The sequence below is a fragment of the Neobacillus sp. B4I6 genome, assembly GCF_050434045.1.
Lineage (GTDB): Bacteria > Bacillota > Bacilli > Bacillales > Cytobacillaceae > Neobacillus.
Genome location: NZ_JBNPWB010000002.1, coordinates 4,056,588 through 4,073,919, shown reverse-complemented (window position 1 = coordinate 4,073,919; position 17,332 = coordinate 4,056,588). Strand labels below are relative to the sequence as shown.

At 41.1% G+C, this 17,332-nt stretch carries 14 protein-coding genes; 11 read left to right on the top strand and 3 right to left on the bottom strand.

The genetic code is table 11. From position 1 onward, the window contains the following. Nucleotides 1–48 precede the first annotated feature (48 nt). The gene (locus QF028_RS22425) at nt 49–1,257 is read left to right on the top strand and encodes an MFS transporter (protein WP_429468963.1); all 1,209 of its coding nucleotides are present in this window, start codon (nt 49–51) and stop codon (nt 1,255–1,257) included. Nucleotides 1,258–1,282: 25 nt separating this feature from the next. Here the strand turns inward: QF028_RS22425 and QF028_RS22420 are convergent, their stop codons facing one another. Next, nucleotides 1,283–2,698, bottom strand: coding sequence for a GDSL-type esterase/lipase family protein (locus tag QF028_RS22420; protein ID WP_429468960.1), 1,416 nt, complete (start codon nt 2,696–2,698; stop codon nt 1,283–1,285). Nucleotides 2,699–3,064: 366 nt separating this feature from the next. Here QF028_RS22420 and QF028_RS22415 point away from each other — a divergent pair, with 366 nt between their 5' ends. The 9 genes from QF028_RS22415 to QF028_RS22375 all read left to right on the top strand — a co-directional run bounded on the left by QF028_RS22415 (nt 3,065) and on the right by QF028_RS22375 (nt 13,151). Further along, a complete protein-coding gene (locus QF028_RS22415; RefSeq protein WP_429468957.1) occupies nt 3,065–3,832 on the top strand; it encodes a 3-hydroxyacyl-CoA dehydrogenase in 768 nt (255 codons plus the stop codon). A gap of 129 nt (nt 3,833–3,961) precedes the next feature. After that, nucleotides 3,962–5,707, top strand: a complete 1,746-nt coding sequence (locus QF028_RS22410; protein WP_429468954.1) for a sigma 54-interacting transcriptional regulator — start codon at nt 3,962–3,964, stop codon at nt 5,705–5,707. Nucleotides 5,708–5,881: 174 nt separating this feature from the next. Further along, a complete protein-coding gene (locus QF028_RS22405) occupies nt 5,882–7,405 on the top strand; it encodes a long-chain-fatty-acid--CoA ligase (protein WP_429468951.1) in 1,524 nt (507 codons plus the stop codon). A 238-nt stretch (nt 7,406–7,643) separates the two neighbouring features. After that, complete coding sequence (locus QF028_RS22400; RefSeq protein ID WP_429468948.1) at nt 7,644–8,789, top strand: acyl-CoA dehydrogenase family protein; 1,146 nt, start codon at nt 7,644–7,646, stop codon at nt 8,787–8,789. Between the two features lie 14 nt (nt 8,790–8,803). Then, on the top strand, nt 8,804–9,961 hold the full coding sequence (locus QF028_RS22395) for a thiolase family protein (RefSeq protein WP_429468945.1): 1,158 nt from the start codon (nt 8,804–8,806) through the stop codon (nt 9,959–9,961). Between the two features lie 60 nt (nt 9,962–10,021). Then, a complete protein-coding gene (locus QF028_RS22390; RefSeq protein WP_429468942.1) occupies nt 10,022–10,144 on the top strand; it encodes a hypothetical protein in 123 nt (40 codons plus the stop codon). Next, nucleotides 10,141–11,715, top strand: a complete 1,575-nt coding sequence (locus tag QF028_RS22385) for a fatty acid--CoA ligase (RefSeq protein WP_429468939.1) — start codon at nt 10,141–10,143, stop codon at nt 11,713–11,715. Before QF028_RS22390 ends, QF028_RS22385 begins: the two co-directional genes overlap by 4 nt. Nucleotides 11,716–11,730: 15 nt before the next feature. Beyond that, a complete protein-coding gene (locus tag QF028_RS22380) occupies nt 11,731–12,825 on the top strand; it encodes a CaiB/BaiF CoA transferase family protein (protein ID WP_429468937.1) in 1,095 nt (364 codons plus the stop codon). A gap of 128 nt (nt 12,826–12,953) precedes the next feature. Beyond that, nucleotides 12,954–13,151 carry a DUF4083 family protein gene (locus tag QF028_RS22375; protein WP_215002858.1) on the top strand — a complete coding sequence of 66 codons (198 nt, stop codon included), beginning with the start codon at nt 12,954–12,956 and terminating at the stop codon, nt 13,149–13,151. Between the two features lie 46 nt (nt 13,152–13,197). On the opposite strand, the gene QF028_RS22370 is transcribed toward QF028_RS22375, so the two are convergent. Next, nucleotides 13,198–13,842 (bottom strand): HAD family hydrolase, encoded by a 645-nt coding sequence (locus QF028_RS22370; protein WP_429468933.1) that lies wholly within the window; start codon nt 13,840–13,842, stop codon nt 13,198–13,200. A 225-nt stretch (nt 13,843–14,067) separates the two neighbouring features. On the opposite strand from QF028_RS22370, the gene recQ reads away from it, so the two are divergent. Continuing rightward, complete coding sequence (gene recQ, locus QF028_RS22365) at nt 14,068–16,200, top strand: DNA helicase RecQ (RefSeq protein ID WP_429472461.1); 2,133 nt, start codon at nt 14,068–14,070, stop codon at nt 16,198–16,200. Nucleotides 16,201–16,355: 155 nt separating this feature from the next. On the opposite strand, the gene QF028_RS22360 is transcribed toward recQ, so the two are convergent. Continuing rightward, nucleotides 16,356–17,156 carry a formate/nitrite transporter family protein gene (locus QF028_RS22360; RefSeq protein ID WP_429472459.1) on the bottom strand — a complete coding sequence of 267 codons (801 nt, stop codon included), beginning with the start codon at nt 17,154–17,156 and terminating at the stop codon, nt 16,356–16,358. Nucleotides 17,157–17,332: the final 176 nt, after the last annotated feature.

The following is a 17,332-nucleotide window of genomic DNA, read 5'->3' as shown; positions in this document are numbered from 1 at the left end:
CTTCAGTGTGAAGATTCTTTTTTATTGGAGTGAAGGGGAGGGGATTGTTTGAAAGATCGTTTGTGGACGAAGTCGTTTATTATGCTCATGGTGGGAAATCTATTTGTGTTTATGTCATTTCAAATGCTTATTCCCACACTGCCGCCATATATAAAATCCATTGGGGCTTCGGGGCTGGAGATTGGCCTAGTGACGGCATTGTTTTCGATTGGCGCTGTCATTAGCCGGCCGTTTATCGGCTTTATGCTTGAGTATAAGCCTAGAAAAGCACTAGTTTTAATAGGAGCAATTATGCTTTTAATGGTCACGATTCTTTATCCAGTTTCACAGGTTGTGGTGATTTTTCTATTATTCCGTTTTGTCCATGGTCTTGCCTGGGGATGGTCAACAACTGTAAATGGCACAGCGGCGGTTGATGTGATTCCAAATTCACGGCTCGGTGAAGGGATGGGCTATTTCGGACTTTCGATGACAATTGCATACATTATTGCCCCTAGTGTAGGAATATTTGTTTACAATATCACTTCTTTCACGAATCTAATTTATTTTTCAGCGATATTAGGGGTTATCTCGATCATTTTACTTACTGCTGTAAAGTATCAAACTCCTAAAGCAGTGATAAATACTAGAAAAGAAGAATTGAAATTTTCCTATCTAGGTTCACTGGTTGAAAAATCAAGTTGGTTTCCAGCATTTATCACGATTATCATCAATTTAGGTTACGGATCGGTGGTAACATTTATTGTCATTTTTGGTGAAGAGCGTGGCATTGAGCAGATCTTTTTATTTTATATTTTTAATGCGGTGATAGCCACATTGGGCAGACCATTTGCAGGGAGATGGTTTGATGAGAAGGGCCCTATAGGACTTGTTTTGTTCTGTACATTTGCTACATTTGTTGGCATATGGGTACTCTCTTTTGCACATTCCAGCTTATTTATTGCCATTTCAGGTGCATTATTCGGTATCGGATTCGGCTGCTTGATACCAACGCTGCAATCTTGGGCCTTACTCATGACACCTGCACATCGACGAGGTGTGGCCAACGGGATGATCTTTTCGTCGATTGATTTGGGGATTGGGCTAAGCGGTCTTATTTTTGGGGTGCTCGCCCAGTTTGTTGGGACGGCATCTATCTTTCGTATCGCTAGTCTTTTTCTCATAGCAGCTATTGTTTTAGTTGTAATAATGGAAAGAAGAAAACGAGCGTCGTTAAAAGACGAAGTAGCAAAGGAAAAGGTCAGGACATCATATTAAATGAGGTCCTGACCTTTTTTATGTCTTAATCCAGTCTTTTAAATTTCCGGAATTTCATAGCAACAAACCCTGCTAAAATCAAGGCTAGACCAATAACTAAATAGTTATAGATTGGTGTAGCGGTTTGAGGTAATTCGTTTCCAGTACTTGATGTGCTAGTTGTTGGATTTGTATTGTTCGTTGGTGTTGGATTTGGATGATCTGTGGTACTTGGCTCAGGTGCTGGATTAGGATTATCTGTGTTCCCTGGCACAGGTGTTGGATTTGGATTATCTGTATTCCCTGGTTCAGGTGCTGGATTTGGATGATCTGTGTCGCCTGGCTCAGTTGTTGGATTTGGATTATCCCCTGGGTTTGGCACCGGGTTATCTTTAACAATATTTTTAATTTCAATCGTTGCAATGATTTCATTACCGCATTGATCTAGTACATAAACAGTATAGATTCCATTTTCGCTAACTTGGAAGGTAGAATCGTTAAATACTGTACCTTCTGATTTAAAGTCCTGGGCTATTTTTGTACCTGGGAGCCATTTCATGGCTTGTACATTGTCAGCGTTGGTTTCAACCTTTATCGTTACTGGCTCTTTCGTCGAATCTAAAGGTGATTGAGTTAAATTAATGGTAAGTTCTTTTTCAGGAAAAAGTGGTGCCAGAATATCGTCTGCTAATTGGGCTAATGCTTGTTGACCTGCTAATGTTGGATGAATGCCTAGTGAAAGTCCAAAAGCAGAAAATTCTCCGTCTAAAATAAATTGAGATTGATTTCCGTCAAATGCTGTATAAGCATTTGCTAAATGAACACCGTTTTGTCCTGCTTGAGGATTAATCACCTGTTCGTTTACCAACTTAACCATACTATCTCCAAGTGTATGAAAAGATTGCAGTTCTTTGGTATCTGCAACAGGATTATAAAGATTGTATAAAATAATTGTTACGTCATTATTTTGATCTTTTATTTTTTCAATAATCTTTTCTAAATTTGATTTCAAATCAGTAACAACAGTACCTGCTTGAGCTGCCATGGCTTGCAATTTATCTTCTGTTAATGATTCAGGATCTGGATTATTCAATAATTCAGTTAAGCCTGTCGCCTCAATAAGATCATTGCCACCTATGTATAATGTAACAATATCCGCATTTTTTATTGCATCTGAAGTTTGTGAATCACTTAGACTATTTAACAATTCTGTAGATGTCTGGCCAACTTTACTAAGGTTTGTAACCGTGTTTTTTCCTTCCTTCCCTATTAAATTAGGAAAAGCATTTGGCGATGGGCTGGTTTGATTCGGCTCAAGATGATACCCATATGTAATCGAATCCCCAAGTGCTACTAAACTACAATGACACGGATCACCTTTTGCAAAAACAAAAGATGAAAAGAAGGTGTTTAGTGCTAGCATGAGGATGAAAAGAATAGAAAGACGTCTTAATTTCACCATAATTCCTCCAATTATTGTATTTATTTCAACAATTCTATTATAGTCGTCAATTTTTGGAAGATTCAATATATAAAGTTCTACTTTTTACGACAAAAGTCCCGTTATTATTTTACTAGATGAACTATCTAGATATATTTCGATGTATGCTGAAGCAAAACACACGATATGCTGAGACCTAATTTTCTTACGTTTCTACAACTTTATTAAACTGTTCAGTAAATGATCACTTTTCTGGCAAAGATGTCCATACCTAAAACACATTCATTAAAGGTCAACAGTAAAAATGACCATTATTCTAGAGTATTTCTTTTTGGCATAATACTTGCAAAAGAGAATTATAGGAAATCCTATTAGGAGGTATGAACTATGCAAATTCAAACTTGTCGTGCGATCGTTACCGGCGGTGCCTCAGGGCTTGGAGAGGCAACCATCCGTAACATTGTTCAAAACGGAGGAAAAGCGGTTATTTTTGACCAATCGGAAGAAAATGGTTTACGTCTCCAAAACGAACTTGGTGAAGCTGTTTTATTTTTAAAAGCAGATGTCACTATAGAGGAAGACATTCAGGAAGCAGTTAGTAAAGCTGCTGCGTTTATGGGTGGAGTGAATACCGTAGTGAACTGTGCAGGGATTGGGATTGCGGAGAAAGTGCTTGGCAGGAATGGTGTGCATAATCTTTCACTTTTTTCAAAAGTCATTCATGTGAATTTAATCGGTACTTTCAATGTGATTCGGATCGCTGCAGAGACGATGATCAGTAATAAAGTGAATGAACAGGGTGAAAGAGGTGTGATTATTAATACTGCTTCTGTTGCTGCTTATGACGGACAAATTGGCCAGGCTGCTTATAGTGCCTCGAAAGGTGGAATTGTCGGAATGACTCTGCCGATTGCAAGAGAGCTTGCTCGCCACGGAATTCGTGTGATGACCATTGCTCCTGGACTTTTCCATACACCGATGTTTGATACCCTTTCACAAGAGGCGAAAGATTCGCTTGGAAAAATGGTCCCGTTCCCGTCAAGACTGGGATTCCCGAGTGAATACGCACAACTCGTTCAAAACATCATTGAAAATCCAATGTTAAATGGAGAAACAATTAGGCTTGATGGGGCAATAAGAATGCAGCCGAAATAAAGGTGAAGTTGGGGAAGGCACAAGCCTTCTCTTTTTGTTCGTATGGAATGATCAGAAGTATTGTTAAAATATTCAAAAATATCCCTCTTTTTTGTTACAATAAAGATATGAATAAAAGGGGGTAACGAAATGCTCCAAATTAAAGAGCTTATTACGCCAGTCGATTGTATAGTTACCGAAAATACGACACTAGTTGAAGCCATCAGTCTAATGAACAAAAAGAAGTGGAACCTGCTTCCTGTATCGGATGTTGCTAGAAAACTAGTTGGCGTTTTTACCCGAAGCAGTTTGTTTCAAATGGTTTTGGACGAGAAACCCCTAACCACTCCCATCAAAAAATACATAAAAGCTCAGGTTGAAACACTGCCCATTAATACCCCATATGAAAAAATCGAATTGATTGTCAAAAACAGTCAGGTTGGCACCGGTGTGATCATCAATGAACAGGACCAGGTCGTAGGAATCCTCACGAAAACAGATATGGTCATGTCACTGCTGCAAACCTCACAAGAGTTAAAAACAGTAAAAACCTTAAAAAGGACATTAGAAACAGCTTTAGACCATGCCTATGACGGGATTGTCATGACGGATGAAAAGAAAAACATCCAGATGGTCAGTCCTCCTCTACTCGAATTATTTAATCTTCAACTAGAAGCAGTTCTATACCATCCCGTTGCGAAAGCTTTACCGGAACTACAATTAGACAATGTTTATCAATCAGAAACCGCTGAGGTTAGCGAATTTTTAGAAATCAATGGTATTAAATATATCGTCCACCGAATTCCCATTCAAGAGAATGGAAGAATCATTGGAGCCATTGGCAAGGTCGTGTTTAGACAATTAAATGAGGTCAGCGAGTTATTCAAAAAGCTGCAGAAAGCGGAAAATAAGGCGAGTTTTTATCATCAGCAATTTCAGAAGTCAGAGTCAGCCAGGTTTACCTGGGATCACCTATTTACCGTTGATCCATATATGGAAAAATTGAAAAAAAGTGCGGCCAAAGCGGCAAAAGGAAGGTCAACTATTCTTATCCGTGGTGAAAGTGGTACGGGTAAAGAATTGTTTGCTCAAGCAATTCATAATAGCAGTGCAAGAAATACAGGAAAGTTTATTGTGGTGAATTGTGCAGCGATACCAGAGGATTTGCTAGAATCAGAGTTTTTTGGCTATGACGAAGGGGCCTTTACGGGTGCGAGACAAAAAGGCAAACTTGGAAAGTTTGATTTGGCTAATGGCGGAACGCTCTTCCTTGATGAGGTAGGGGACATGTCACTCTCATTGCAGGCCAAGCTGCTGCGCGTGCTTCAGGAAAGAGAGTTCTACCGGGTTGGCGGTACGGTAAGAATTCAGGTTGATGTCAGAATCATTGCCGCCACCAATCGAAACCTAGAAGAAATGGTTCAAGAGGGTCTTTTTAGAGAGGATTTATATTATCGTCTCAATGTTATTTCATTAAATGTCCCGCCACTCCGCGATCGACTGTATGATACGGAACATTTGATTGGTCGGTTCATGATTGAATTGAATCAAATTTTAGGAACTAGCATTACTGGTATCGAAGAAAGGGCAAGAGGAGCGATGTTAGATTATGCCTGGCCTGGAAATGTCCGTGAACTGCGAAATGTTATGGAACGGGCCATGACATTTGCGGAAAATGGGAAAATTAGATTGGAGGATCTTCCCGATTATTTAGTAAAGCAGGTTTCCGTTATAGAGCCTTCTTTAAATGTATCTCTTGTCGAAAACGCAGAACTCGAAGCGATTAAAAAGGCATTAGTACAAGAACAAGGGAATAAAGTAAAAGCGGCTAGATTACTAGGAATCAGCCGATCCGGTTTATATGAAAAAATCAAAAAATACAAACTGCCGACCTAGGGTGAAAAGTGTCCAAAAAATGGACACCTTTTTGTATTTTGTGTTTGCTTGAAAAACAGATCGTCATTTAAGGCTGCTGCTTTTCAGGCTGATGGCCTACGTATTGTTTTTTTGAATACTGGCACAAAAATTGCATGAATATTGAGGGAAGTCTTTTTGAAGGAGGATTCTTATATGAATATCGGAAACCTTTTAGCGCAAAATGCCCGCAAATTTCCTGAAATACTAGCCATCGAATGTGAAGGACGAAGTTATACGTATCGCCAATTTAATGAAGAAGTAAATAGACTGGCAAACGGCTTATTGGTCCAGGGGGTAAATAAGGGTGACAAGTTGGCAATGATAATGAAGAATTCCGATCACTTTGTCTTTACGTTTTTTGCCGCTGCCAAAATTGGGGCCGTTGCCGTACCTGTTAACTTTCGTCTAACTGCATCAGAGATTCACTACATTTTAGACCAATCCGATACGTCTTTAATTGTGTGTGACAAGGAGTTTGAACAAATAATCACAACTGCAAAACAAGGCACGGAAACTCGGCTGGTCATTACCGTTGGTGACCCAGAAACAACTGGATCCCATTCGTATGAAAGGATTTTATCCAATAATCTAAATGAGCCGGCTGTTGAGGTTTCCGAGCAGGATGATTTAGAAATTCTCTACACATCGGGTACAACCGGTCGACCGAAGGGAGCTCTTTTTGATCATAGTCAAATTTTTAAAGTAGGGATTGCTGTAGTTATTAATATGGGGATTAGACAGCATGAACGAATTCTCCACCTCCCACCGCTGTTTCACTCTGCGCAGTTAAACTTGTTCCTTATTTCTGGGGTGGCACTTGGTGCTACACATATTATTCATCGCGACTTTCATCCAGTTAAAACGCTCCAGGCGATTCAAGAACATAAAATTACCCATCTTTTTGCGGTTCCAGCTATGTATAACTTTCTACTCCAAGTTCCCAATGCAGCAGATTATAATTTATCTTCTATTAAAAGAGTCGGATACGGGGCTGCGCCAATGGCACCGGAACTTATCAAAAAAACCATTCAACTCTTTAAAACCGATCAATTCTATAACCTTTACGGCCTAACTGAAGCAGGCCCTGGCGGAATTCTCCTCGATCCAGAAGGACATAAACATCACCTTGGCAAGGGTGGGAAACCTATCTTCTTGACGGAAACAAGGGTGGTCAATGAAGAAGATAATGATGTATTACCTGGAGTGATTGGTGAATTTATTGTTCGCAGTGACATGGTGATGAAGGAATATTATAAAAAGCCGGAAGAAACGAAGAGCACCTTGAAAAATGGCTGGCTCTATACCGGTGACTTAGCGACGATTGATAAAGAAGGTTATATCACGATAGTTGATCGTAAAAAAGACATGATTATATCAGGCGGAGAAAATGTTTACTCCGTTGAGGTTGAAGGTATTCTTTTTGAACATCCTGACGTCCTCGATGCGGCTATTATTGGTTTGCCCGAAGAGGTTTGGGGAGAGGCTGTCTGTGCGATTATTGTGCCAAAGGAAGGTGCAGTGATAGATGAGAGGGAATTGAAGAACTTCTGTCGTCAAAAACTAGCAGGCTATAAAGTTCCAAGGAGAATTTTTATAGAAGAGCAGCTGCCGAGGAACGCTTCTGGGAAAGTTCTAAAATATCAACTCCGTGAGAAGATGAGAAATGTAACCATATAGAGTGGAGTTAGTGTTTTATTCCAACTATTGTATAAAAGCGGCTGTGATTTGTTAAATAAATCCAAGTTTACGTCTAAAAAAGCGTAATTTTGTAAAAAAAGTCCAAGTTTACGTCTAAAAAAGCGTAATTTTGTAAAAAAAGTCCAAGTTTTCGTCTAAAAAAACGTAATTTCGTAAAAAAACTCCGTGTACTTTTAAAAATGTAACCGTACCCACATCGAAAGAGAGGTATCTTTGAATGAAACATCCATACTTAAATGAAGATCATGAAATTTTTCGCAAGTCATTGAGAAAGTTTTTGGACAAAGAAGCATATCCCTTTTATGAGCAGTGGGAGGAGGACCGAATGATTCCACGTTCCTTCTGGAAAAAGATGGGGGAGCAGGGGTTTCTTTGTCCTGATATTGATGAAAAATATGGCGGCAGTGAGGTCGATTGGGGATTTGCGGTCGTCATTAATGAAGAGTTGGAACGAGTGGGCTCAGGCTTAATTGGGATAGGCCTCCACAATGACATTGTCATCCCTTACATCACCGCCTATGGGACAGGAGAGCAAAAGCAGTGCTGGCTGCCGAAATGTGTTACGGGTGAAATTATCACAGCGATTGCAATGACAGAACCGGGCACAGGTTCTGACCTGGCCAACATCAAAACAACAGCAAAATTGGACGGAGACCACTATATTGTTAATGGACAAAAGACATTCATTACCAATGGGATTCAATCCGACCTCATCGTTGTTGCTGTTAAAACGGACCTAAATGCGGTACCAAAGCATAAAGGTGTCAGCCTCATCGTCATCGAGAGAGATGCCCCTGGTTTTTCACGTGGAAGAAAGTTAAACAAAGTCGGTCTCCATTGCCAGGATACAGCGGAATTAATCTTTGAAGATTGCCGTGTACCGAAAGAAAACCTACTGGGGGAGGAAGGTAATGGTTTCCTTTATTTAATGGAAAAACTCCAACAAGAACGGCTTCTTGTCGCAATTGGGGCGCAAACTGCCTCGGAAGTCATGCTCAAAATGACGATTGACTATGTAAAAAGCAGAGAAGCGTTCGGAAAACCAGTAAGCCAGTTTCAAAACACCCAGTTTAAAATTGTGGAAATGGCAACAGAAATTGAAATGGGCAGAGCTTTTTTGGATCAGTTAATTGCCGAGCATATTGAAGGGAAAAACGTAGTAACGAAGGTCTCGATGGCGAAATTTAAGCTAACCGATATCGCCAAGAAGATTGCCGCAGAGTGTATGCAGCTCCATGGTGGCTACGGATATATGGAAGAATACGAGATTGCGAGACGATTCCGTGATATTCCTGTTTCTAGCATTTACGCTGGAACCAACGAAATTATGAAAACGATTATTGCGAAAAATCTAGGATTATAGAGAGGAAGATGACTATGCGTGAAGTAGTAATTGTTGAAGGAGTACGTACACCAGTAGGAAGAAGAAATGGCGTGTTAAAGGATATCCGTCCGGATGACTTATCAGCCCTAACGTTAAAGGAACTAGTCAATCGAGCAGGGATCGACCCAGCGCTTGTGGAGGACGTTATTTGGGGTTGTGTTACCCAAGCCAGCGAGCAAGCAGGCGATATTGCAAGAGTTGCTGCGTTAATTGCCGGCTTCCCAATCGAAGTCCCGGGGACAACAATTGACCGCCAATGCGGCTCAAGTCAACAAGCTGTGCATTTCGCTGCTCAAGCGATCCTTGCCGGTGATATGGACATTGTGATCGCCGGCGGTGTTGAAAGCATGTCCCGTGTTCCGATGGGCTCAAACTACAAAGGGGCTGAGGAACCTTTTAGTCCAAATTTAAGGTCAAAGTACGAAATGGTTCATCAAGGATTGTCGGCCGAGCGGATTGCTGAAAACTATGGTTTTACCCGTGAAGTGCTGGATCAATTTTCTCTTGAAAGTCATCAAAAAGCACTCAAGGCACAGGAGGAAGGTTATTTTTCAAGAGAAATTTACCCAATCGAGGTAAAGCTTCCTGACGGTACAACAACTGTCATCAAGGATGATTCTGGTCCGAGGAAAGGAACATCTATAGAAGCATTGGCAGGTCTCCGCACTTCCTTTAAAGAAGATGGAGTGATTCATGCCGGAAACTCCAGCCAAATAAGCGACGGGGCAGCTGCCTTATTACTCATGTCGCGCGAAAAAGCAGAAGAGCTTGGTCTAAAACCGCGCTTCCGTGTTCACACACGCGTGGTGGTTGGCTCGGATCCAACTTTGATGCTGACAGGACCAATTCCGGCCACACAAAAGGCACTAGAAAAGTCTGGCTTATCCATCGACGATATTGATGTGTTTGAAGTCAATGAAGCCTTCGCCTCTGTTCCGCTGGCTTGGCTTAAGGAGATTGGTGCAGACCCAGCAAAACTAAATCCAAATGGCGGAGCGATTGCGCTTGGTCATCCGCTTGGCGGCAGCGGGGCACGTTTAATGGTGACAATGATGCACGAACTTGAGCGGACCGGCGGGCGCTACGGATTGCAAACCATGTGCGAAGGCCACGGTATGGCAAACGCAACGATTATTGAGCGAATAAACTAAGAGTTATTTAGATTCGCTGATAGACCATCAATATTCCTGATTGGCCACAGGAATTCGCTAATGAACTATCAAGATATGCTGATTGGCCACAGGAATTCGCTGATGAACTATCAAGATACGTTGATAAACCAGCAAAACATACGAAAGACCATAAAAAGTCCAGTAATGGGGGCGATTCAATGAGCACGACAATCGGGAAAATCTTTGATTTGACGGTGAAAAAGTATCCGAACAAACAAGCCATTTACGATGTCAGAAAAAATGTCCGGTTTACTTATAAGGAATGGAGCGAACAAGTGAACCGGCTCGCTAATGCCCTCATAAAAGAAGGTGTCCAAAAGGGTGATCGTGTTTCCACCTTCATGTTTAATACCGAAGAATTAGGAACAGCTTTTTTCGCCTGTGCGAAAATCGGTGCCATCTTCAATCCGATTAATTTTCGCTTAACCCCTGAGGAGGTTGCCTTTATTCTTTCTGATGCCACGCCAAAGATTGTTCTTTTTGAAAAGGCTTTAGAGCCTGTTATTTCAGCGATCGCCAATCGCTTTGACAAGACCTCCTTCTGGTTTATTGATGACGAGGCCCCCGCGTTTGCTGCTAGTTATCAGGAAAAACTGGCCACTTCGTCCACGGAGGATATTCAGGGGGACGTGAAGGAAACGGATCTTTATGCGTTTATCTATACCAGTGGGACAACGGGAAGGCCGAAAGGAGTTATGCACACCCACCGCAATATGGTAGACCAAAGTGTATTCTGTATTGCCTCATGTAAACTTAGAGCGGAAGACGTTGGTCTCGTAACTGCACCAATGTTTCATTGCGCTGAACTCCATTGTGCGTTCCTGCCAAGGATTCATGCAGGAGCAAGTAATGTCATTTTGCATCAATTCAATCCAAAGGCGATCCTCCAATTGATTGAATTAGAAAAAATCACGAAATTCTTTGCGGCGCCAACCATGTGGAACATGCTCCTTCAAGAGGACCTTAGCAAGTATGATCTATCCAGTCTGAAGCTTGGTTTATATGGTGGGGCGCCAATGGCCCCATCACTCGTTCATGCACTCCATAACAGCCTAGGAATCTCATTAATTCAAGCCTATGGAATGACCGAAATGGGTCCCGCCATTACTTTTCTATCAGAGACTGACCAATTGAGGAAAGCAGGATCGGCAGGGCAAGCAGCCTTGAGTCATGATATTCGGGTGGTTCGCACTCGAGAAGACGGTCCCTCAGATCCAGATGATGTGGTACCAGTCGGTGAAACCGGTGAGATTATAGTTCAAGGACCATGTATGATGGCCGGCTATTTCAACCAAGTAGAAGCGACAGAAAAAGCATTGTATAAAGGTTGGTACCATTCCGGAGATATCGGTTATCTCGATGATGAGGGGTACCTTTATGTCAATGACCGTGTCGATGACATGATTATCAGCGGCGGCGAAAATATCTATCCAAGGGAAGTCGAAGACCTTTTGCATGCCCACCCTGGTGTCCTTGATGTGGCAGTAGTTGGCCAGCCAAATGACCGGTGGGGCGAGACTGTAACTGCCTTCGTGGTAAAAAAGGATCCGAAGGTAACTGACGAAGAATTGGATATACACTGCAAAAACAGCAATCAGCTTGCCAATTACAAACGCCCGAGGAAATACATTTTCTGTGAAGCGCTGCCTCGAAATGCCAGTGGGAAAATCATGAAATTTGTCTTGAGAAAACAACTGGAGGAGCTTTTTACTCCAGGTACTACAAATTCCTAAAAGAGGGTCCTTACTATGTTAAAAGGTGTTAAAGTTATTGATTTCACGAACTACTTGCCAGGTCCTTTCGCAACCTTACGATTGGCCGAATTGGGTGCGGAGATTATTAAGGTGGAGCCTCCTGAAGGAGATCCTGCCAGGCATACGGGGATTTCAAAGCAGGGGAGTGGGCTTGTTTTTCTAGCTAACAACCGTCAGAAAAAAAGCATCACTCTTAACTTGAAGGAGCAAGAGGGAATTGACACTGCCCGGAAATTAATTGCAAACGCGGATGTGGTTCTCGAAAGTTTTAGACCAGGTGTAATGGAGAAACTTGGGTTGGGATATGAGGCAGTTCAAAAGGTAAAGCCTGATATCGTCTACTGCTCTATATCAGGCTATGGACAGAAAGGTCTGTTAAGTAAGCTAGGGAACCATGATATCAATTATATGGCTTTGAGCGGGGTTTTGGCCCAGTTCAAGGATAAGGCAGGCAAACCTGTCCATCCGTCGATTACACTTGCCGATTATATAGGCGGTTTTGCGGCTAATGAACGGATATTGGCCGGGCTCGTTTCGAAAGTGTTAACAGGAAAAGGAAGCTATCATTCTATTTCAATTACTGACCAACTGGTTTCAATATTGGGGAACCATGTCATGGTTGAGAAAGAAACCGGGGCGGGAACTGGCATTAATGTTCTTAATGGAAGCATTGTTTCATACGCCTTATATGAAACGATGGATGGACGTTACATGAGCATTGGCGCTCTCGAACCAAAGTTTTGGGATAATTTTTGCAGGGCTAATGGGCGTGAAGAATGGATTCAGTCGCATTTTTCCCTATCGTTGGAGTCCAATCCAATTTTTCAAGAAATCTCAGCACTTTTTAAAAGCAAAACCTTCTTTGAGTGGATTGAATTCGCCCAAAAGGTAGACTGCTGTATGGCACCTGTCCTTGAGATAGGGGAATTAACCGATAGCCCATACTTTCAAGAGAAGGAACTCATCTTTTCATCACCTTGGGGAGACTATCAAGTTAAAATGCACAGTGACTTAGAGCAGGAATCTATTGTCCCTCCTCCTCAAAAAAACGAGCATAAAGACGAGATATTGACTAATATTTTGATATAAAAGGCGAGTCTAGACTGCCCTAGGATCATTTGGCAGTCTATTCTTTGTATTGATTTGCACCATACAATATGAAAACATTAATGTATAATAATGGTATAATTACATATTTAAGGGGGAGGTTTTGGGTGATGGGCAGAACTGATATATTTGGTCTCTTTGCTATGATTCCAATTTTATTGTATTTAGTCATTCTTGTGTTTAGTATTTATTTCATTGTAAGAACAATAAGGTTCATGAATGAAAAAACCAAATTAGACCAACAAAGGAATGAGAAGTTGGATGAACTGATTCAAGCGATTAAAGAAAATAATAGGACAGAAGAGTAAATGAAATCATTTGAGAAAACGCTTAGAAGACCTACGCGTTTTCTTGTTAAATGATTTGTTTTAAGCTAAAGTCAACAAAGGACTCTGAACGAATGGTTTTTTCGTGAAAGGTTAAAAATGATGTAACCTGATTTGGGATCACGATACATCTCATCCCTGCTTCGATTGCTGCTAAGGCTCCATTAAGTGAATCTTCAATTGCTAGTGCCTCTTGCGGCTCAACCTGCAACTCCTCTAGGGCCTTTAGATAAAGGGCAGGATCAGGTTTAACTTTAACTACATCTTCTCTTGTTTTAATTACCGAGAAATAATCCCAAAGCTGAAACTGTCTAAGGAACCCCTCGACCCATTCTCTCGATGAACTAGAGGCAAGCCCAATCATAAGTCTGAGCTCCCTAGCTTCCTCTAATTTTTCCACAACTCCCTCACGTACTTCTAAAATTCCCTTTTTTTCTAAGAAGCGCTCATGTGCTAATTTATTTATTTTTTTCGAATCCACCTTCATTCCCGTTTGTGCCTCTAAGTATTGAAAAAATCCCTCATCTGTAGTGCCAATACATTTAGCAAATTCCTCTAGTGGCAATTCAATATTAAACTTCTCTTTTAACAATTCCTCAAATACTTGATACCAAATCGTCTCAGTATCAATAATCGTTCCATCAAAATCAAAAATAACAGCTTTAATTGCCATGGTCTCCTCCCATTCTAGTGCACCAATTTACTTCTAGGTAGTTTCATTATAAATTGAATCCCTGCTTCTGTCGCAAATTTAACTAATAGAATAGAAACAATTTACCAAAGGTTTACTTATTATTATTGATAAATGCTTTTTGAAAATCGAGTGACAAGCAGTATAATAGAGTAAGAATATCATTAACTTAATAGGATCATCTATGTATTGAAAGGAGGAAAAATGTTGTTTGAAAAAGCATTGCCATTACTAGAATCCCACTTCGGTTATAGCTCCTTCAGGACGGGCCAAGAGCAGGCAATCCGTTCAGTTTTATCTGGTGAAAACACAATTACTGTTATGCCAACGGGTGGCGGGAAATCCATCTGTTATCAAATTCCTGCACTTGTCCTTCCCGGTACCACGATTGTCATTTCCCCACTGATTTCTTTAATGAAGGACCAGGTTGATGCCCTCATTCAAGTCGGTATTCCGGCAACATTTATCAATAGTTCGTTAAGTTTTGGCGAAGCAAATAGGCGAATGATGGAAGCGGCCGAAGGAAAATATAAGCTTCTGTACATAGCGCCTGAGCGTTTGGAATCACGTGAATTTCTTGAAGATCTTTACAGCATGGACATTCCATTAGTAGCCGTGGATGAGGCCCACTGTATATCACAATGGGGACATGATTTTCGGCCAAGCTATCGCCATATTCAACAACTAATTAATAGCCTGCCGCAAAGGCCAATTGTATTAGCACTTACTGCTACAGCCACACCAAAGGTACGTGAGGATATTTGCGATTTATTGAACATTGATGAAGAGAATACGATTATTACCGGATTCGAGCGGGAAAATCTGTCCTTTACGGTTATCAAGGGCCAGGATCGGGACAAGTTTATTAAAGACTATTTGAAAAAGAATGATAAAGAAGCAGGCATTATCTATGCAGCAACAAGGAAGAATGTCGACCAAATTTATGAGAAATTACTGAAAGCAAATATTAAGGCAGCCCGCTATCATGCGGGGATGGGGGATGTAGAGCGAAATCGTGAGCAGGAACGATTCTTAGAAGATAAAGCGACTGTGATGGTCGCCACCTCTGCTTTCGGAATGGGAATAGATAAATCCAATATCCGTTATGTGGTACATTATCAGCAGCCCAAAAATATGGAGAGTTATTATCAGGAAGCGGGCCGTGCGGGCAGGGATGGTCTGAAGAGTGAATGTATCATGCTTCATTCCTCACAGGATGTTCAAATTCAGCGTTTTTTAATTGATCAATCTAGTGATCGGAGCCGCATCACACAAGAATTAGCTAAACTCCAGCAAATGGTCGATTATTGCCATACCGAAAACTGTCTGCAGGAATTTATCTTAAAATATTTTGGTGAAACCGAAACAGAGCCTTGCGGCAGATGCGGCAACTGTTTGGACACGAGGACAAGCATCGATGTAACGAAGGAAGCCCAAATGGTGATGTCCTGCGTCATTCGGATGGGACAGCGCTTTGGTAAAACGATCACGGCTCAAGTGTTAACAGGTTCAAAAAATAAAAAAGTAACGGAAATGGGTTTTGACAGGCTTCCAACCTATGGAATCATGAAGGATAGAAGTTCAAAGGATGTCAGTGACTTTATTGAATTCTTGATATCACAGGAATTAATCGCGATCGAGCAAGGGCAATTTCCAACCTTATTTGTTTCACCAAAAGGAAAAGATATTCTCTTAGGTAAAGAACAGGTCCATCGCCGTGAAACTGTACAGGTGAAACAAGTAGCTAAGGATGACCCATTGTTTGAAGTGTTAAGAGAAGTGCGGAAGCAGATTGCCGAATCAGAAAAAGTACCGCCATTTGTGATTTTTTCTGATGCTGCCTTAAAGGATATGTGTGCAAAACTTCCAAAATCGACGGAAGATTTTTTACAGGTTAGTGGAGTGGGGGAACTGAAGTTGAAAAAATATGGCCTTGAATTTATTCAAGCCATCCGTACCTTCTGCGAAGCCAATTTAGACTATCAAAGTGAGTTGGTACCTGTAGAGAAATCGCCAAAGAAGCCTGCCAAAAAAGCTGGGGTAACAGATACGCATTTGGAAACATTAAAACTACACCAAAGTAATTTTTCTATAGAGGAAATTGCTGAACAACGGGAATTGGCGGTTAGCACGGTGGAAACCCACTTGCTTCAATGTGCGCAACAAGGTTTAGAAGTTGAATTTTCAAAACATATTCCCGCTGAATACATGCCGCTTCTAGAAAAAGCCTTGGCAGAGGCTGGCCGTGAGCGACTGAAGCCGATCAAGGAATTGCTTCCTGAGGAAGTAAGCTATTTTATGATCAAAGCCTATGTTTATTTTATTAGCAAAAAGAAATAGATTGGCAAAAAGATAGCACACATCAAAGAAATGTTAAAATTATCAATATTTTTAGAATATTCTTAATTATTGTCGATTGCCCTCTTATATTGTTGATATTTCCCCGGGAATTTGTCGATATGACACCTAATAAAAGAACAGGGCAGCATGTAAACTTAGCTGCCCTGTTCTTTATCATATTCATCTAAAAATGGCTTATTAGCATAATAGTACATCATCGCCATGAAAACAGCGCCGCCAATCAGGTTGCCAATCGTTACAGGCACTAGATTGTGAATCACTCCACCCCATGAAATCGTCCCTGGATGGTTTAAAACTAAGGCAATGGCAAACGTACACATGTTAGCGATACTATGTTCATATCCGGAAATAAAGAAACAAAAGACAAACAGCATCATCGCAAACATCTTCGGTCCATCGCCTTTTAACCCCATCGGAAGAAAAAAGGCCATACAGACGAGCCAATTACATAGGATTGCTCGGAAAAATAGCTCGGTTATTGGGACCTGCATTTTAATCTCGACTACATGAAGTAAAAAGCCGTTAACCTCGGAACTTTCATACAGTCCCGTTGTAAAAATAATAAAGGCAAAAACCGCCGCCCCAAGTATGTTACCCGCGTAACTGCAAATCCATAGTTTTACGACGTCTATCCAGGTCATTTTCTTGCGAAGTGCGGCATAGGTGTAATAAAACGTATTTCCAGTAAACAAATCACCACCGCCATAGGCAATTAAAATGATGGCAGCCCCGAAGGTAAGTGCCGCTATCGGATAGGCAAAAGGGTTATCCTTAACATAAAAGAAATTCCCCGTTTTAAATGCTACAATGACCCCGAAGCCAATAAACATACTGGCAAGCGCCGCCCGTAAAATATAACGAAGGATGCTTTGCCGAAAGATTTTCAGCTTTTTAAGGGCGAGTTTCTCGGCTTCTCCTAAAGGCTGCATTTCCATGTTAGTCATAACCACCATTCGCAATTAAATATTATCCTTTTATTTTTTATCCAAAGTGCTGTGGTTATGTATTAGTGGGTAAATTTTTCATAAAACAAGCATAGAATAATAGTATTTTTTAAAACATAAACTTTTGTAATGGTTAAAAATAGCAATAACATCCGTAATTCAGTTAT